This window comes from Chryseobacterium sp. (assembly GCF_022869225.1).
Taxonomy (GTDB): domain Bacteria; phylum Bacteroidota; class Bacteroidia; order Flavobacteriales; family Weeksellaceae; genus Chryseobacterium.
Window position 1 is genome coordinate 3,593,629 of the sequence record NZ_JALIHL010000001.1, and the last position, 18,112, is coordinate 3,611,740.

Annotated in this window: 13 protein-coding genes, 1 tRNA gene and 1 pseudogene; 4 read left to right on the forward strand and 11 right to left on the reverse strand. The window is 38.9% G+C overall.

What is annotated here, in order from left to right:
- Positions 1 to 249 precede the first annotated feature (249 nt).
- The 4 genes from MUW56_RS16830 to MUW56_RS16845 all read right to left on the reverse strand — a co-directional run bounded on the left by MUW56_RS16830 (position 250) and on the right by MUW56_RS16845 (position 5,226).
- The gene (locus MUW56_RS16830; RefSeq protein WP_292014272.1) at positions 250 to 3,420 is read right to left on the reverse strand and encodes a M1 family aminopeptidase; all 3,171 of its coding nucleotides are present in this window, start codon (positions 3,418 to 3,420) and stop codon (positions 250 to 252) included.
- Between the two features lie 2 nt (positions 3,421 to 3,422).
- Positions 3,423 to 4,295: an ABC transporter ATP-binding protein gene (locus MUW56_RS16835; RefSeq protein WP_292014273.1), complete on the reverse strand. Its 873-nt coding sequence runs from the start codon at positions 4,293 to 4,295 to the stop codon at positions 3,423 to 3,425.
- Between the two features lie 210 nt (positions 4,296 to 4,505).
- Positions 4,506 to 4,709 (reverse strand): helix-turn-helix transcriptional regulator, encoded by a 204-nt coding sequence (locus tag MUW56_RS16840; protein ID WP_047487719.1) that lies wholly within the window; start codon positions 4,707 to 4,709, stop codon positions 4,506 to 4,508.
- A 1-nt stretch (position 4,710) separates the two neighbouring features.
- Positions 4,711 to 5,226, reverse strand: a complete 516-nt coding sequence (locus tag MUW56_RS16845; RefSeq protein WP_292014274.1) for a DUF2975 domain-containing protein — start codon at positions 5,224 to 5,226, stop codon at positions 4,711 to 4,713.
- A gap of 166 nt (positions 5,227 to 5,392) precedes the next feature.
- On the opposite strand from MUW56_RS16845, the gene MUW56_RS16850 reads away from it, so the two are divergent.
- Positions 5,393 to 5,737, forward strand: coding sequence for a TfoX/Sxy family protein (locus MUW56_RS16850; protein WP_292014275.1), 345 nt, complete (start codon positions 5,393 to 5,395; stop codon positions 5,735 to 5,737).
- A gap of 119 nt (positions 5,738 to 5,856) precedes the next feature.
- Here MUW56_RS16850 and MUW56_RS16855 read toward each other — a convergent pair whose 3' ends face one another.
- From MUW56_RS16855 to MUW56_RS16865, 3 genes are all read right to left on the reverse strand, one after another.
- A complete protein-coding gene (locus MUW56_RS16855) occupies positions 5,857 to 6,915 on the reverse strand; it encodes a nucleotidyltransferase domain-containing protein (protein WP_292014276.1) in 1,059 nt (352 codons plus the stop codon).
- 111 nt (positions 6,916 to 7,026) lie between these two features.
- A complete protein-coding gene (locus MUW56_RS16860) occupies positions 7,027 to 9,351 on the reverse strand; it encodes a glucosamine-6-phosphate isomerase (RefSeq protein ID WP_292014277.1) in 2,325 nt (774 codons plus the stop codon).
- Positions 9,352 to 9,514: 163 nt separating this feature from the next.
- Complete coding sequence (locus MUW56_RS16865; RefSeq protein ID WP_292014278.1) at positions 9,515 to 10,261, reverse strand: nucleotidyltransferase domain-containing protein; 747 nt, start codon at positions 10,259 to 10,261, stop codon at positions 9,515 to 9,517.
- 344 nt (positions 10,262 to 10,605) lie between these two features.
- Here MUW56_RS16865 and cobT point away from each other — a divergent pair, with 344 nt between their 5' ends.
- Genes cobT through cobC form a run of 3 tightly spaced genes read left to right on the forward strand, consistent with a single transcriptional unit; the run spans position 10,606 to position 12,932 of the window.
- The gene (gene cobT / locus MUW56_RS16870) at positions 10,606 to 11,610 is read left to right on the forward strand and encodes a nicotinate-nucleotide--dimethylbenzimidazole phosphoribosyltransferase (RefSeq protein WP_292014279.1); all 1,005 of its coding nucleotides are present in this window, start codon (positions 10,606 to 10,608) and stop codon (positions 11,608 to 11,610) included.
- Entirely contained in the window at positions 11,611 to 12,393 is a 783-nt protein-coding gene (locus MUW56_RS16875) for an adenosylcobinamide-GDP ribazoletransferase (protein WP_292014280.1), read from the forward strand.
- On the forward strand, positions 12,378 to 12,932 hold the full coding sequence (gene cobC, locus MUW56_RS16880; protein ID WP_292014281.1) for an alpha-ribazole phosphatase family protein: 555 nt from the start codon (positions 12,378 to 12,380) through the stop codon (positions 12,930 to 12,932). The genes MUW56_RS16875 and cobC overlap by 16 nt, the downstream gene beginning before the upstream one ends.
- 75 nt (positions 12,933 to 13,007) lie before the next feature.
- Here the strand turns inward: cobC and MUW56_RS16885 are convergent, their stop codons facing one another.
- The 4 genes and pseudogenes from MUW56_RS16885 to MUW56_RS16900 form a co-directional block, all read right to left on the reverse strand.
- Positions 13,008 to 14,216, reverse strand: a complete 1,209-nt coding sequence (locus tag MUW56_RS16885; RefSeq protein WP_292014282.1) for a membrane lipoprotein lipid attachment site-containing protein — start codon at positions 14,214 to 14,216, stop codon at positions 13,008 to 13,010.
- A 165-nt stretch (positions 14,217 to 14,381) separates the two neighbouring features.
- A complete protein-coding gene (locus MUW56_RS16890) occupies positions 14,382 to 16,136 on the reverse strand; it encodes a hypothetical protein (protein WP_292014283.1) in 1,755 nt (584 codons plus the stop codon).
- A gap of 242 nt (positions 16,137 to 16,378) precedes the next feature.
- Positions 16,379 to 16,489: transfer RNA gene (locus MUW56_RS16895), tRNA-OTHER, on the reverse strand.
- A 116-nt stretch (positions 16,490 to 16,605) separates the two neighbouring features.
- Positions 16,606 to 17,989: pseudogene (locus MUW56_RS16900) on the reverse strand (RtcB family protein).
- Positions 17,990 to 18,112: the final 123 nt, after the last annotated feature.

An 18,112-nucleotide genomic window follows, 5' to 3' on the forward strand; every position in this document is an offset into this window, starting at 1 on the left:
TTTTTTTGCCACGAATGCACGAATAAATAATTTGTAACGGTATTCAATTGCATCGTAGATAAAATCCTTGCGCCTTACAACAGGAAGCTTGTCAGAAATCTTCACATCTTGGCGTAATTCCAACTGGTCATCCGGCAACTCTTCAAAATTTAGGTTCCTTTTCTCTGTTTCAGATCATCTGCACCCCTGGCTGTCCATTTTTAGAGGAATTGAAATACATTATTGAATGAGTATTTCAACGTACTGTTGTTATATAGATTTAAATAATAGATCAATCTGTTTTTTAGAACGTTCATTAGGGGCTACTTTATAAAACTCATTGATAAGATCCAGGGAAGTAGGTTTTTTAGGATAGCTGTTATTTTTTAAAAAGTTGTGTAGGGCTGTATTCACCTTTTTTTCACCGATCAGGTCACTTAGCTTTACCATGGAAACTGCACCTTTAGAATAAGATATATGAGCTGCATCTCCGGTGGCTTTATAGATGGGGATATTTTCAGACAGTCCTTTTTCATTATCATAGATCTGCTGATGAACATGGATTCTTTTCATCATCTCTGCTTTGCCATGCATTTTTTTGTAGAGCATCATTTCGGTGTACATGGCAAGAGTTTCAGTAAGCATGACAGCACCTTCTCTGTCATCAGGATTGATCTGGCTGTTTCCCCACCACAGATGGGAAAGTTCGTGTCCTGCAAGTTCGTTGATAACATCCTGATGCTGGTCAGCATGGATATTGGCGTGGAAAACCATATCCTCAGGCATAAAAACAGCAGATGGATAGGCTGTAGCAGCAAAACCCCTGGTAAAAGAAGAAACTTCTGCAAAATTGATGGTTTTAAAAGGATACTTTCCAAAATTCTGCTGACAGTAATCCAAAGTAATTATACTGTTTTCCAGCAGGTGATCTACATTTTCAAAATGTTTCGGATGATAAAAAATATTGATTGTAATTCCTTTGTAATGGACACTTTTTATCTGATATTCTGCAGAAGAAACAGCCAATCTGAAAGGTATATTTTCTGCTTTATACTGAAAATAATTACGGCCTGTTTTTGTCCATTTCTTTACCAAATCTCCGGTTCCTATAGCGGTTTGATCCTTCTCCGTAGAAACAGTCATGTCCAGATTGATAAAATCTTTTTTGGAGACGCCTGGTGCTTCCGGATTTTTCAATGCAGCCGGTTTTCCAAGCTGGTTGTCTTGTCGTATTTTCAGATCTTCAATTTCTTTATCTTTCTGATAGCCCACCGACGGGAAATATCTGCTGATCCTGATGAATGAACCATTTTCTATAATCGCATTGAAAGAATGATGACCATTGACGGCAACCCATTGATAAGATAATGTAAAATCAAGAACTGCTGTTTCATTAGGCTGCATTGGCTGTCTTAGGACGATTTCAGTAGTATTTTCAGTGATCTTCATAGTTTCAGAACCTGATTGTAAAACTGCATGTTCCAGTTTTAGATCATGATTAAAATTAATCAGTACTTTGCGGATAGGTTGGTCTGTTTGGTTTTTTAGAGCGTATTTTCCAATGATTTGATATGAGTTTTTTGAGGGATACAGTTGGATTTCCGTAGTGATATCCATGATGTCAGGCTGCGGAATATGTTCATACTTTTTGAAACTTTTTTCATACTGTACCGAGTTTGAAATTTCTTTCTCATCCTCTTGGGGAAGATAGCCCTTCATAAAAGAGGTCCCTGCATATATTCCTGAGAAAAGAACGATAGAAGTGAAAATTGCTTGGCCAGGTACTATTTTTTTTAATGTAATCCACTGATGTAGCATCCATACCGTAAACATCACACCTATTCCGAATAAAAGCCTTTGTGCAAAAGCTAATTCATAAATTCCATAGCCATTGAAATCACTGTAAGTACCTTTAAAGTCTGAAAATATGTTGAAAAGAGGGTAGGACAGTATTTTTCCGGAAACAGGACCTGCCAATATAAAAACCGCAAGAACAGATACTCCCAGCGCTATAAATTTATTCGTGATGTTGCCATTAATAAGCAGAATAAGCCCGGAAAAAAGAATTAAGGGAACTGTATTGAAAAGAAAGACCGGTAGATAAGCATTCCAGTCGATATGGAAATACTGATAGGCTGCCTGGAAAATGATTCCCTGAATGATCAAAATTCCTGTAAAGAAAACTAACAGAAAACTGATGGAAAGAAAATGTCCCAGCAGCTTATTTTTCGAGTAAAAAGTAGTGTTTTCAATCAAAAAGAACCATGAGGAACGGCTTCTCCAATAAAGATCATTAATAAAATAGGAAGAAATAAGCAGTCCGAACAGCGGAAAGTTTTCTGAAATGGTAGTGGCCATAAGCCCGGAACCGGCATATTTTTGGGGAAGGCGTATTCCTTTCTCTATTTCGGCATACATTTCCATCCCGACAAAAAATAGTAAAAGGATGGATACAGCCGGAACGGTTATGCTTTTAAACAGATAAATTATATCAATCCGGGCAAAGGACATAGCTGCCTTAACAGAAGCTGTTTTCCCGAAATTGGGCAGAACAGAGGAATATGGTAAGGCTAATGTCTTATGGGGAGAATCCGGCTCTTTGACCGTCTTTTTTGTCTTTTGCCTAGAAATTTTTGAGAAAGAAAATAACCTGAGGCTAAGAAATAGAAAACCTATGGAGATGATAAGAAATGAAAGCCTGTTGAGAAGTAAATATCCCGTACAGGATACCAGCTGTGTGTTTTTCTGATGGACAGTAAAGGTCCGGGCTTCCAGAAAGTATGAGGAAAGGCCAAACGGATCCAGCCATGAAGAAATCTGCTGTGCTTCCAAAGACTGGGGAATACTTCCTGCCATAAAGGGTGAATTGGAAAACAATAAAACAATCATATAAAATACGTACAGAAAAAGTCCTCCAATCACAACAATCAGTTTTTTCCGGAGACTAAGAGATATCAAAAACAGAAAACTGCAGACCAGAAGGCTGTTGATAAATCCGAAGATAAATAATGGGTAGAGATAATACCCTATATTGAATTCATTCTGCATTTCACTTCCCGTACGCAACATCTGGCCTGTCAGGAAACCGGTCATTAAGAAGCAGAAACTTAAAAAAGTCTGTAAAAAGTAAGTCAGAAATTTACCCTTAAGATAGGTGGATTTTAATATAGGAAAAGAGAAGAGCACAAGGTCGAATTTTGTATCCCAATCTCTAAAAAGCAGCTGTAATGCATAAACGGTGGCAAAGAAAATGATAGAAAGACTCAGCATTCCGGACATGAACCCAATCGTATAAGGTGAATTGAGATAAATACCTTCTCCTACCGAAAGATTAAACTGATGACCACAGAAAATACCTATAAAAACCAGAAGTAAGGTAATAAGGTAGGTAAGCCAGTGCTTGATATTGCGCTTGGCTTCAAATAAAAAAAGGCTGTTCATGACTAAGGTTTTTGGGTTAGCGTATGGAAGTAAACATGCTCAAGTAAAGGAGTTACAGGGCTGAAACCTTTGGGGGATTCTTCAGAAAAAACAGTGATATGAAGCTCCCTTTCTATCAGCTGCCTGCTGATGATCTCATAGCTGGAATCATAAGTTTCAAGATCATTTTTATCAATAGGCTTTGACCAGATTCTGTTTTCGAGCTCTGCCATTAATTTTCCGGGATTTCCTTTTCGAAGGATCTGTCCATGGTTCATCACGGCCATTTCCGGGCAGAGATTTCTGACATCTTCTACCAGGTGGGTCGACAGAATAACGATAACCTCCTGGCTGATGTCGTTTAGTAAAGCATTGAAACGGTTACGTTCTTCGGGATCTAAACCGGCAGTGGGTTCGTCTACAATAATAATTTTAGGATCACCCAACAAAGCCTGGGCAACCCCAAAACGCTGCTTCATTCCACCGGAAAAGGTATGAACCTCTTTGTTCCGGAAATCCGAAAGATTTACTTTTTCCAGCAGATTTAGAATTTGGGTTTTACATTTCGTTTTGTCTGTAATACCCTTGAGTACTGCGATATGCTCCAAGAGATCATAAGCGGAGACTTTAGGATATACTCCAAAATCCTGTGGAAGGAATCCCAGGTTCTGTTTTATATAACCGGGATTTTCAGCAATATTCATTTTATTAAAAAACAGGGTTCCGGAACTGGGTTTCTGCAATCCTACAATGGTTTTCATTAAGGACGATTTTCCGGCTCCGTTTGGACCCAGCAAACCGAACATCCCGTTTCCGATTTCCAATGAGATGTCCTTAATAGCCTGGAAACCATTCTTGTAGGTGAGGCTAAGGTTGTTGATAGATAAAGTGTTCATAGTGTTGTGTTTGGGTAATAGAATGACAGGCAGTCCTTTTTCAGGCTGCTTTTAATAATGGTAAATAATGATGATTTATAGACTGTGGCTAAGAGTAATGATAGATTTTGAGACAGGAGACAGGAGACAGGAGACGTAGAGATTATCTTATACTTTGGGCCAGCAGCTCAATAATAGGACCTCCCACACTCAAACACTCTCACTCAAAACCTAGTCCTTATATTCCAGAATATCACCCGGCTGGCATTCCAGGATTTTACAGATGGCTTCCAGGGTATCGAAACGCACGCCTTTGGCCTTCCCTGTTTTTAGGATAGAAAGGTTTACGGGAGTGATTCCCAGTTTTTCTGCCAATTCTTTACTCTGCATTTTTCGTTTGGCTAGCATGACATCTAAGTTGACTATAATTGGCATGTTAAATAAATAGGTCTTGTTCGTTTTGCAAATGTAGTCCTTGCTTAAAGATATTCGCAAGAAACAGGCAGAAAATTCCTAGCATAAAGTGAATAAACACCAGTCCCCAGATTATACTTTCTACTTCCACAAAGAAACTGGCAGCAATAACCAGTGGGAGCGGGATGAAAATATTATACAGGTAAAATCTCTTAAGCTGTTGTATATGATCTTTTGTAAACAGTTTTGGCTGGAAAAAAACTTTGAAAACTTTCGCGGAAAGCCAGAAAAAGATTCCGTAAGAAATTAAAACAGTTAGAAAAGAAAAGATGATATACGGATAGTTGTTTTCAATATTCAGAAATGGTTTTTCGGTGAACAGATAATTGATATGAAGATATTGCCCGTTTTTATATGGAGTAACAGAGAATCCTGTTACCAGGCATAAAACGGAGTACACAAAAGTGATTAAATATCCGGCAGAAAGCAGAGCGCAGATATAAAATAAAATTCTTGAAATAATTTTGGTCTGGTTCATGACACGATCATTAATTAGTATTACAAATATATAATTAATTATCGTAAAACAATAATTAATTTAAATAAAATTTTATTTTTTAAGGCCTCTGCAATGAAATACAAATAAAAAATGCGCTGTTGAATGCTGTTTTTATTTAATTTTAAACAGTAAAAAATAAAAAATCATGGGTTACAATATTGAACTGGCAGACAGAGTTCGTGAACGGCTATTAAAAGAACCTGATATTGAAGCGGAAGAAAAGAAAATGTTCAGTGGATTAGCATTTCTTGTCAATGGAAAGATGTGTATCAATATCAGTCATGATCTTTTGATGTGCCGGTATAACCCGGAACTGGAAGAGGAGGTTTCGGAAAAGACAGGCTTTCTCCCAATGATAATGAAAGGAAAGCAGCTCAAAGCATACTGCTATGTTGAATCCATTGGCTTTCAAAAACCTGAGGACTTTGAATACTGGATAAAGATCTGCCTGGATTACAATAAAATTGCAAAGCCTTCGAAGAAAAAATAGTTTTGGATAGCCCATATCCGGGTTTCAGGGTTTGGGCGTGCGGAAGTTTGAGAGCATGAGTGCGGGAGACCATGTATGTAAAGGCCTATCCCACAGCTCATCCTCAGTATGTATGCTTTTTACCGATATAACTTTTCTCTGATGCTGACTAAGATCCCTGTTGTTTTTTCTGAATCAGGATGGTCCGGTAGATTTGCTGTTGAATGATATTCCTCGATAGACCGTACGAGGTCTTCCGCTTTTTGAATCACAGCTTCATAGGGCTGGTTTCCGGACTTAATGTCTAATAGTTCTTCCCGGTTTTCCACCCTGATCTGAAGCGAGCCGGTCCTGAAAATATGTTCACACGACTGTAAAAGCCGGATGGTGTGCATCATATTTTTACTGTCATAATTTTGCCCATGTGCTGTGTTGACATTATAACGGTCCTCATTGCGTTCAGAAACCCATTTCCAATATTCCCTGTAGTCTTTACAGTAAGTAGAGTAGGCGTCCAGATTGCAGAAGAGATAGGCGTCCGGTTTTTCATCCTTAGGAACAGACGATACAGCAACCTGGTTCGTGTCATCATGCCGGATAATTCCTTTATATCCTAAAGTTCCTGATTCATCATAATACAAAGCAAACATTCCCTTGGTATGAGCAATGCCTGCCAATCCGCATTTGTCCTGAAGTAATTCATGCTTTAATAGCCATTTCTTCAAAGGAACAGAGCCTTGTCCTTCAAGGATACAACAGAAATCCAGAATAGATTTTCTTTCTTTATCTATAGGATTTAGAATCTTTTTGTTGAGTCCTTTTGCCTTTTTGATCTGTGAAATGGCATATCCCGCAAAGGTATCTTTACATAATTTTGACAGAAAATCCTCCGTTTTCAACAGGTCTATCAGCGGATCTTTATGCAGGATACAATCTTCCGGACTGGCCAGCATTTCAAGGATATTCGGATTGTTTTTCTGCAGCAGTTCCACAAACCTTCCCACTTCATAATAAGTAATATCATTGGTCTCATTGGAGATCTGCGGAATATAGTTCAGCCCAAAGAAATCTTTTTTCGGCAGGTAATATACTCCCCGGATATCCGTATCTGAGTTTTCTGTAGCCAGTCCGAAAGCACGGCTTCCGGAAATGGCTTCAAAAAGAATAAGGTTGTTGGATTTTAGGTCTTGGATAGTCATTTGTTATCTTTGAAACACAGTTAAGCAGGTGAGTTAACCGGTTTTTACAGTATTAAATTTTATAATGCTAATTTTATTTTTTACTTACAGCTGGCGAAGATCCGGCTCACGTCAAAATACCCCTTCTGTTGATTGCTCCAGCTCACGGGCAGACTGCAGGAATTCCTCTATATTCATTTCTTTAAAGAAAAGCAATCCATGCGTTGCCCGGAGGGAGGGACTGTCGTTATCATAGAAATAAGGTTTTCCCAGTATCAATTGGGCGGCATGAAGCTGCTCTACCCACGTCTGTATTGAGAGATGGCTGAATTTCCCGTTGTACCGATAGCTTGGGAAAGAAGCATTCACCTGGCTCAGATAACTGTTGGTAAAGCTCTCATCCATGGTACTCATTGCAGGAAGTGATACCGGGAAAATATGAGTTACATCAGCCATATTGAACTGATACCAAACATTTCGATAACCCCATATTTTGAGTTGGGAAAGATCTTTTTCTTTACTCCATTCTCTCACGGCAGCAGCAATGGCCTGCAGAACTTTATAGTGGGTATCGGGGCCGCTTCCTTCAGGATCGAACGCTAAACTTATGATGGTAGGGTTGATGGTCCTCAGCTGTTGTAATATAGGATATACATCTCTTTCCCTGCTGGGCTTTTCTGTAAAAATTGCTCCTGTATAAAAACCAAGCCTTAGATGATAAACATTTTTTGTTCTTACCCCAAAGTGTGCCCATACTAATTCCTCTTCATATTCCCGGATCATCCCTTTCAAAGTCTGGATCTTGGGTTCCGGATTCTGCCCGTCATAGCTCGAATTGATGATCGATAGAATTTCATTAATTTTTTCTTCCAGACCTTGTTGGGTCTTTAAATTCCAAAGTTCAACAATGTTTCTTACCATCCTGTGGGATAAGGCCCTTGATCTTTCAACGGCATTTTCGGAGGCGATGTTAATAAGGTAATGATAGACATCTTTATCTTTCTTATTTTTATATCCGGTCTCAAAAAAGTCCGGATAATGAAGCATTTCAATCTCTCCCTTTTGAACGAAAGAAAGCATCTCATAGAGAATATCTTTTAAGAATGTATTGGTTACAGCAGTGAATCCTGAAGTAAGCACCGAGTAATGAGATTCATTGGTCTCATTATGGGATTGGTAATGAATATAGGGTAAAAGGCCTAAAGAGATATCATCATGATGCGGACCTGTATGATAAAAAATTTCATTGTTAAGAAATTCTGTTCCTTTTTTTATTTTATTTTTAATGGAAGCAATCACAGACTCCACTGTATTTTCACTAAGATCTGGAATTAACCGGGTATACTGATCTGACTGAAGGTCTTCCAAAGTAAGATGTTCAGCATATTTGTTGAGTTTTTGGGTCAGTGACATTACTGCTTTATCCGTTTTTTCCTGAGACCAGTTTCCGGACTGGTAATAATCGTCAATATAATCATTCAGCATACTTGCCGCGCCTAAAGTGAGATAAAATCTTCCATTCGGAAGTTTGGAAAGCACAGATGCGGGATATAAATTTGAAGGAGCAAGTTCCAGTGCATTTTTGATCATAGGAGCTTTTGCTTCTCCCGCAGCAAAAATAATGGCGACAGCATCTTTGTTATAAGTAATGGTTTCGAGGCCGATGGTGATGACAAGCCGTTCCCTGGAAATTTCAATTCCACCAAGTTCTCCTGCTGCCACAGCCTGTGTTTCAAAATTGGTTGAGGTCAGCCGTGTAGTGGAATAAGGATCGGAACCTTTAATGTTAAAGGCAATATGCCCATCAGGGCCTATTCCGCCCAGGAAGAAGCCAATACCGCCTAGCTTACGAATATTGTGTTCATATTCCGAACACCAGTTGTCAATAAGAAAAATGGATTCTTTTTGCAGTTTTTCTAAAGAGGTTTGGGGCTCACGGTATCTCAGGTCAAGGTTTACTTTATGATTGGGAAAAACCTCTTCAAAGCTTCTGCCGTCGGCTAAAGGAATTTCATCACAATTGATCAGGAGGGCATTTTCTCTTTTCAGTCCCAGGCCTTCAATATAATACTTGTTGACATAGTGATAAAAACTGTTTGCCTGTGATGATTTTATAGGATAAAACTCATCAATCTGAACAAAATGAAGTTCTGCCAGTGATGGCTTGTCGTTTGATAATAAATGATGCTTTTTTCTAAGTTCAATAATATTCTCCTTTTCCCAGTTCGCAAGAATGTGTTGGGTCCAGAAGATAAAATATTCTGGAGTTTTTCCGGTAGGAAGACTGATCACCCCGGTAGGATTTTCAGACACCCATTCCAAAAACCGCAGGGCGGTAAGCATTCCTAAATTGGGGAAATTGTCAACCGTTACATACGGTACATTGGTTTTGCTGTTTCTTGAAAGATCATTTAAAAACGATTGCTCTACCGGGGTAAAGTTCTTTTTGTGTTCCATTGTTTGTGCTTTTTAAGAAAGTTAAAGTTATTCAATAAATTGTTGATTTGCTCTATTTTATAACGTGAATTTGCAATAAATAGTTTCCTGGCTTTTAATTTTAGGAAAATGAAACTTTCAGGTGCTGCTGATCTCTTTTTTTATTGTTTCCTAAATCATATATTTAATCTAAGATCTTTCTAAAAACCCTCTCCATCTCCCTTTTATCTGCGTTTCCTCTAGGGAGGCTCCTGGCTCTTTCTTCGTTTTCCATCACTGTTTTTTCCAGAAAGCCAAACAGTTCCCAGTCATTCGGATGAAGATAAGCTTCTCCCTTAGTTATTTTCAATGCAGCAAGATCCTCTATTTTCCGCCTGGTTCTATCATCCACCAAAACAAGCAGGTCACTGAATAACACCGGCGGAACTGTTCCTTTTTCTATGATCCATTTTCCGGTTAATGTAGTTCTCAGGCAATAAAAATAACTTTTTAATTTGACCTCATCATTTCTGCAGGCCTCAAGATATTTTTTACTCATACTTAAATAATGATAAGAAACGGCAATCGGAGAAAAACAGGCATCCGCCAACGGTCTGAACAGTTCTGTAAACTTTGCATTTTCTTTGTAGACGATAGGAGAGTAGAACCAGCTCAGTAAAGCGGCATTCGATTTTAACAGCAGGTGAAAAGTCTTCCGGAGATCCCATCCGGAACCATCCAGGTCGTCTTCTGTCATAAATTCTATCGTTTCATCCTTATCCCACGGTGAGAGATACCAGTCTTTTTCATGTCGGTATATGAATCGTATGTCATAATCACTATCAGGAGAGGCAAAGCCCCAGGCCCTGCTTCCGGATTCAACGGCAAGAAGGACTTTTACGCCTTTCTCGTTTTCAACTTCTTTTATTTTTTCTAATATTTTGGGTGTCATTATTTTGATTTATCATGCAAAGTAAATCAGTAAGTGCGTAATGTTATTGCGCAGTATTTTTGAGTTTTGTAATTTTTAAGCTGGAAAGGCTTAGAGTATGCATTGCGGAGCTTCGAGTTACAACGTTCGCGATCTGAGACATAAAATTCAAAGCTTAAGATTTGAATTGTCTCTCTCAGATCTCCTATTTTATGTCTCCTGTCTCTCCTGTCTTTATTCTTTATTCTTAATTCTTTTCTCCTTATTAATCATAAATACATTACACAAACATTACACAAAATAATCCCTATTTCACTAATATTGCACTTTCTCAATTTAACATAACTACGTTTACATTGATATCCATGTTAGCAAACGAATTACAGCACAAAATAGATTTTAAGACAAAGCCCTTAGGCGCATTAGGAGTATTGGAGCCACTGGCTCATAAAATAGGGATGGTCCAGCAGACCGCTTTCCCGAAGTTATTGAACCCGCATATGGTAGTATTTGCTGCCGATCATGGGATTGCTGCTGCGGGCGTAAGTGCTTATCCACAGGAGGTAACTTATCAGATGGTGATGAATTTTCTGGGAGGTGGCGCAGCTATTAATGTATTTTGCAGACAAAATGATATTGAAATTAAGATTGTAGATGCAGGCGTTAATTTTGATTTTCCTGAAGGGTTAGACCTGATAGATAAAAAAGTCAGAAAATCCAGCCGTAATATCCTGGAGGAACCCGCAATGACCGTTGAAGAATATCAGCAGGCTCTGGAAAACGGACGCTCTGTAGTGGCTGAAATTGTAAAAACTGGCTGCAATATCATTGGTTTTGGTGAAATGGGGATCGGAAATACTTCAGCATCCTCACTGATGATGAGCAAACTGTTTGATTGGCCGATGGCAAGCTGTGCAGGCCGTGGAACAGGGTTGAATGATGAGCAGCTTCAAAATAAGATCAATATTCTATCAGCAGCTCTAGATCAATATCCGGACATTACGGGTGCTGACGAAATTGCACAGACTTTTGGTGGATTGGAAATCGCCCAGATGATGGGAGCGATGGAAGAAGCTTTCCGCCGGAATATGCTCATCATGGTAGACGGATTTATTGCTACAGCAGCAATAGCTACGGTATGGAAAAAAAATCCGGACATCCTGAAAAACTGTATTTTTTGTCATGTTAGTGATGAAAATGCCCATCAGCAGCTTCTTGAACTCTTGGGACAGAAGGCACTGCTGAATTTTAGTCTGCGTTTGGGAGAAGGAACAGGCTGCGCATTGGCCTATCCGGTTATTCAGAGTGCCGTTAATTTTCTGAATGATATGTCAAGCTTTGAAGATGCTCATGTTTCAAATAAAGAATAGATGAAGGCAATAAAAAATGAATTGATCTATTTTGCAACGGCCCTGATGTTTTTTACAAGAATACCGGTTCCGGTTGCGATTCCATACTCCGGTGAGATCATGAATAAATCCCAGAAATATTTCGCCTGGATTGGACTGTTGGTAGGGCTGGTCAACGCTGTGGTTCTTTACTTTTCTTCGCAGATTTTTAATCTGGAGATAGGAATCATACTGATGATGATCACCAGTGTTTTACTGACAGGAGCATTTCATGAAGACGGCTTTACGGATGTCTGTGACAGCTTCGGGGGCGGCTATGGAAAGGAGAAGATCCTGACGATCATGAAAGACAGCCGGGTAGGAGCCTATGGTACGATCGGAATTATTCTGCTGTTTGCATTAAAATTTTTCAGCATTCAGGCATTGGGGAATATGAATCCGGTTACAACTTTAGGAATTGTCATTCTGGCCCATTCATCGAGTCGTTTTATTTCAGGAACAATGATCTATACCCACCAGTATGTCACTGACATTGATGTCAGCAAATCAAAACCTTTGGCAAATAAACCACTGGATGGAGCTGCTTTGCTGGTAGGGCTAACCGGTGTTTTGATCTCCTTTGCGCTGATCCCGGACTGGCGTTTGATTTTTGCTTTTGCCCTGGCCTATTTAGGGAAGATCTGTATGGGATGGTATTTTAAAAAACATATTGGCGGCTATACAGGAGACTGCCTGGGTTCCGTACAGCAGGTCAGTGAAGTTTTATTTTACTTGGGAACAATGATCGTATGGAAATTCATCTGATCCGGCATACTGCTGTAGAAAACCCGGAAAATCTGTGCTATGGTTTTGCCGAAATGCCCCTGCGTAAAAATTATAAAGATGATCTTAACGATGTAAAGCCGGATACGGATTTTGATCTTATCATTTCAAGTCCGTCTCAGCGCTGCCGTCTGTTGGCTGATTATTTTAACTTTGATTATTCAACGGATGAAAGGATCCGGGAAATGAATTTCGGAAGTTGGGAAATGAAAAAATGGTCCGATATTCCGGAAGCAGAAATTACCCCTTGGTATGAGGATTTTATCAATGTAAAAGCAACAAACGGGGAAAATCTTCTTGAGATGCAGAGACGGGTATCCCGATTTTGGGATGAACTGATCACTAAAAAAGAGGGTCATAAGGTTTTACTGGTGACCCATGCAGGAGTGATCCGGTTAATCCTTCAGTCCGTTTTGCAGTTTCCTCTGGAAAATATGTTTACCATTCAGATGGGCTACGGCAGGAAGACCATTATACATGTTGATAAAAACCTGATTTCCATTAAAGGTATAAATATATGATATATCTGAATAGAGATAAGAAATGAAAAACCGCTAATCACAGGGTAGCGGTTTTGTTTTTATCATGGCTTGTCTTTAGAATCTTCTGAATGGTCTTACCCTAACCATATTATAATCTTTGGTATAATCCCACATGTATCCTGCATATCCGTCCAGGATTCTTGCCCTGTTGGAACCGGGTACTTCTGTGGAGCTCCAGTAGTATTTTTGTGATACATCATTCCAAGGGTTTGATGCAATATTGTAAACATTTTTGGAACTCTTATAGAATGCCATTAGCTCTTCTTCCGAGGGTAGGAACCAATCTGCTAAACCGTTAACAGAATAGTTTTTGCACAGCCTTGCAGCACAGTTGGCATCTCCACATTGAGAAATGATCCTTGCCGTATTGGCAGGTCCTGACCCCATTACTGCCTGGGTCTGATTGACAATATCAAAAGGACATCCCCATCTGATTTTATCAGATCCGCTGTAGAGCAGGTTATTGGGAGCTGCTTCCAAATATCTCCAGCCATCTGTGAATTCTCCTTTATCATAAAAGATATATCCTCCGGAAGCGCCTATCGCTCCGGCTGTTTTAAATGTTTTTTCGGCGGAATAATATACTTTTGCACCCTCTTTTACATAAGATTTGACGTAATAGGTAGTGTTGGGAAGTAATGCTGTAGCTTCCAGTTCATACGCTGAATAGTTGCCGGGATTTGATATCTTGATAACCTGACCGTTTGAGATGTCTACTCCTGTACTGGTCCTGTAGCAGAATCCCTTTTCATCAGGATAAAAAGCTTCAAGATAATTTACTGCAATATTTTCAGTAACTAAAGTGGCAGATGTGGTGTACACGTTTTTAGCCATCTTGAAGGTAATGTCCATTTTTGCAGGAGTGATGAAGGATATATTGTCTCCATAAATGATATCCCCATTATAGGCAGCAACATAAGCTCTTACATAATAAGTCGTTGATTTTTCAAAATCTGTACTATAAGTTGCCATAAGAAGGTAATCGCCTGTAGTATTGGTATACTCCTCAATATATTTGGAATTGCTGATGGTAGGATTGATACTTTTGCTCCAACAAAATCCACGTCTGGAATATCCTGATCCCGCAGAGGTTACTGTTCCGGCGAATTTGAATTGTGCGTTGGCGATAATAGGGGTACCTGTTACCACTTTCGGAGCTGCGGTGACGTTATTGGGAGTACCATTGTCATTATCCCTGTTGCTGTCTGATCCGCATGAAGCGAGCATGAAAAGAGATAAAAATACAAATAATATTTTCTTCATGATTAAAAGTTTTTGAAGGCAATTAGTTTTATAAAATTAAGGTCGGCAAATATAAAGAAAAAGATGATCACTTTTATAAATAATTGATATGCTTGTAACTGAATTTGTTGGGTGACTCAAATGAAGGTAAAAAAACACCATTCAATTAGATTGAATGGCGAATTATTATTTGAAGATCCTGATAAAACTATCTTTTTCCAGGCCTTCCAGCGAGAAATCAAAATCAGCTTCTGCTTTTTCTGTTGTAATCTCAGCTCCAAGCTCTTTTATAAGATCATTGAAGGACATCGCTTTGTACCATTGCTGATACAATGCACTTGTTGCCATCGCAGATACTTCCGTATTTCCTGAAACATGAGAATGTCCGGCTCCAAAATTCAACAGTACGAAACATTGCTTTTCGTTTTTAGTCACCAGCATTCCCAGAATCATCTGCTTCTGAACAGAATTACATCTGGCCTCGGCAAAGAGATGGTTAGGATTCATCATATACTCGTAGGAAATATCATCTCCTTTTCCGATCACAATTTTATATCCACAATTTGCATCTCCGCTGAAAACGTTATTCATAACAAGTGTTGGTGCGCACAGCCCTTTATTGGCGTAAAGATATTCAACAGCACCGTTAGGAGCAGAAGTCATATCTCCTGAATACATCAGTTGTCCGTCACCATGGTTATAAGCGGCATTCCAACCTGTTTTTCCAGCGATATTCAATCCTGAAAGGTCAAGATCACGGGCGCCCCATCGATCTTCCCAATAAATACCTACAGCCAGTCTGTCAGCATAAAAACGGGTTCCGGTAGGGATATTTCCAACAAACATTTTTTCAGATGTCGGTAATGCGAATTCCACATTTTCAGGGAAATAGAATTTCTTTCCGGAAAGGTTTTCATATTTCAGTTTCAGATAATCCATGATAAAATCATAGTTGAACTGATTCACGTACGTTTCCTTACCTTTTTTAGTCCATGATTTTCCATTTCTCACTCTGTAGACAAACGTATCCTGACCGTACATTCTTGAGTAACATGCTGACAATGCTTTGAATAACGCAAACGGTGTCGCATTTTCCAGCCAGTGCCAATCACTGTTTTCCAGCAATGTATTGGTGGCATCATTCAAAGGATTTGAAATCAGCGGTTTATGATGTACTTTAGACAGCTTCGATATTTTATTGATCGCTTTCGGAGCTCTGTTTTTATAAGCAAGGAATAACGGTTTAAATCTGTTAAAAATTTCTGCCAGTTTTTCCAGTCCGAAGCTTTCAAACAGATATGTCGGATTGAAGTTACTCTGCTTGATTAAATTAATCAGATCGTCATTTTTGATCAAAAGCGTCGTGTTGGTTGTTTTATAAATGACATAACGGAAAAACTCAACCGGGGTTTCTGGATAGATATCGTACAGGTCAGCTATTTTTATTATTGCTTCTTTATTTCTGATATTTTCTTTTCCTGTAAAATCGTATTCCAGCTCAGTATGTAAAATATACAACAGGTCATCAACGGTTTCTTCCTTTAAAGCAATTCCCGATCTCAAAAGAGAAAGACACTTTTCCTGCATTTCTTCCACTGTATACGCTTTGATGACTTTAAAAACCAGCTTCATATCAGGAACATTCAATATTTCAGCAGGAATATAAACTTCACTTTGGAAATTACTTCCATATGTTGAAATATAATGTCTGATCTGTTCAAAAAATAAATCAATTCTGGAGGTATTTTTTATTTTCTCCCAGGATTTATGAAAGGTTTTATTCAAATCATTTCCATTCAGCTTTTCCTTTGCAAAATAAGAGATGATTTCATTTTTTGCCCAAACTGCATTAGGTTCAATGATGAAACCATCATCAGAAATAAATGGTTTATCATCAGATTTTCTGGCCAGTACAGCATCGAATAATTGTAGTGTTTTCATTGTTGTAAGTTTTAAAAAATAAGTGAGGAGTAGATTCATTAAAAGTGAAGGGTATAGGAACTCCTTTTACCTATAGTTTATAAAAGCGGGGAGTAATTTATCCAAAAAATATAGGAACCCCTTTGCCTTATAATTTGTAAAAAGGTGGAAAGTGAATCTGAATTATAGGAACTTTCTTTACCTTCTATTTTTTTTAATATGAAAATAACTACTATTTGAATATAAGTATTTTCTTTGTTTTGAGGAGCAGACAGGACTCGAACCTGCGACACACAATCTTGGTGATTTATAGGAACTTTAGTTGCCTGCAGCGAAAAGTAATTTTGTTGCTCTACCATCTGAGCTACTGCCCCTGCCGTTATAAAAAAGTTTTCATTCACCTTACAGACTTTTATACCTGTAAGGTTAGAGTATTAGTTTTCATCAACCTTATGAGTTTTAAAAACCTATAAAGTTTAAATATTAAAAATTATGCTTTTCTGAATTTCTTTTTTTTCTTCCACGGCGCATTTTTACCGACATCACCTGCCATGATACATCCGTAAGGCATTACTTCGTCCAGGACTTCACAAAGGCCGTATTCTTCAATCTGTGCTCTCACGTTTTTAGCACTTTTATAGGCGCTTGGCAGTTCGGAGATATCAATTTCATTAGAATAGAAGCGGATATCAAGCCCTTCGGTTTCCTCATTGAAAATGTCCTCGGTTGTTTTATGGGCCAGCGATTTTTTATGCTGGCTTCTGCTGAAAGTTTCTTCCGGCTCCATGCGGTGCAAAACCTAAGTTTCTTTCCGTTGTTTTTCCCTGAACGATCAGTACCGGTTCTGCCATATTCAACGGGATCAGTCTTGGCCCTGTGATATCAGGCATGAATTTATCATCTAAAGGTGTCGCTCCTTTAGCGTGATAGAATAAATCACCGTCTTTGAAAACAAAGTTATGCTCATTCCAGTATCGGTCTTCTTTTTCTACCTGAAGTTTGTTCAGGACAGCATCGTGAAGGGAAGTATGGTTTTCTTTAGTCCATTTTCTGATCAGTTGCAGCGCTTCCCAATATGATTTTCCTTCTTCCGTATCAAAAGGGATCCAGGCATTTTCTTTCAGGGTTTCAGGGGAGATCTCCTGTCTGAAACGGTTGGCCACTTTCATTCCTTTATCATACAATGCCGCCCCCGGAGCTCTGGAACCGTGATGGGTAACCATCATGGTGTTTCCTGTATTTTTAGAAATACCTACAAAAAGGAAATGGTTTCCGTCTCCCTGGGTTCCCATATGGGAGCGGGCAATGCTGATCAGTTTTTCATCCTGTAAGAACGCATTTTCCCTGAAAGCATCCATCAGTTCCTGAGACATAGGCATCTGCTCACCTCTTGCCCTTCCTCCATATCCGAAGTGGGTCACCGAATGGGCTGCATCCAGAATATCTTTAGGATTTGTTTTTCCAAAATCTGTCAGCATTACAGAACAGCAGATATCAGCACTATGGAATCCGGGGTGAATGGCATTTTTAGCAACTACCACACCTCCTACAGGGATCTGGCCTTCAGGGCCTGTAGGGCAGGCATCAGGCATCAATGCTCCACCTGTCAGCGTAGGCGTTTTCATCAAAACATTCATCGTTCTGATCACTTTCTCTACGTTATCATTTTCACTTTCATGTTCGGCTCGGATGTTGATGACAAAATCCTTGGCGTTTTCATGAAGCGGAATAAGGTCAGGCTGTTTGAACTGTTCCAGATATTCTTTGATCTGAACTTCGTCCAGATTATTTTCATTGATATAGGTAATGGCATCTTTAAACCATTGCGCTGGTCTATATCCTAATCCGATTAAGTGATTTCCATTAAATTCCATATGTTTTTCATTTTGATGATGCAAAGTAATTATATAATTGCGCAATAGTTTTGCGTACATTGATTTTTTTTAATTATTTTTACAAAAGCAAATCAGCAAATTGCCTGGTTAATACAAATACAT

Bases quoted from the DNA above. Each gene is read 5' to 3' on its own strand.
- MUW56_RS16830 (WP_292014272.1), bottom strand. From the start codon at position 3,420: ATGAACAGCCTTTTTTTATTTGAAGCCAAGCGCAATATCAAGCACTGG.
- MUW56_RS16835 (WP_292014273.1), bottom strand. From the start codon at position 4,295: ATGAACACTTTATCTATCAACAACCTTAGCCTCACCTACAAGAATGGT.
- MUW56_RS16840 (WP_047487719.1), bottom strand. From the start codon at position 4,709: ATGCCAATTATAGTCAACTTAGATGTCATGCTAGCCAAACGAAAAATG.
- MUW56_RS16845 (WP_292014274.1), bottom strand. From the start codon at position 5,226: ATGAACCAGACCAAAATTATTTCAAGAATTTTATTTTATATCTGCGCT.
- MUW56_RS16850 (WP_292014275.1), top strand. From the start codon at position 5,393: ATGGGTTACAATATTGAACTGGCAGACAGAGTTCGTGAACGGCTATTA.
- MUW56_RS16855 (WP_292014276.1), bottom strand. From the start codon at position 6,915: ATGACTATCCAAGACCTAAAATCCAACAACCTTATTCTTTTTGAAGCC.
- MUW56_RS16860 (WP_292014277.1), bottom strand. From the start codon at position 9,351: ATGGAACACAAAAAGAACTTTACCCCGGTAGAGCAATCGTTTTTAAAT.
- MUW56_RS16865 (WP_292014278.1), bottom strand. From the start codon at position 10,261: ATGACACCCAAAATATTAGAAAAAATAAAAGAAGTTGAAAACGAGAAA.
- cobT (WP_292014279.1), top strand. From the start codon at position 10,606: ATGTTAGCAAACGAATTACAGCACAAAATAGATTTTAAGACAAAGCCC.
- MUW56_RS16875 (WP_292014280.1), top strand. From the start codon at position 11,611: ATGAAGGCAATAAAAAATGAATTGATCTATTTTGCAACGGCCCTGATG.
- cobC (WP_292014281.1), top strand. From the start codon at position 12,378: ATGGAAATTCATCTGATCCGGCATACTGCTGTAGAAAACCCGGAAAAT.
- MUW56_RS16885 (WP_292014282.1), bottom strand. From the start codon at position 14,216: ATGAAGAAAATATTATTTGTATTTTTATCTCTTTTCATGCTCGCTTCA.
- MUW56_RS16890 (WP_292014283.1), bottom strand. From the start codon at position 16,136: ATGAAAACACTACAATTATTCGATGCTGTACTGGCCAGAAAATCTGAT.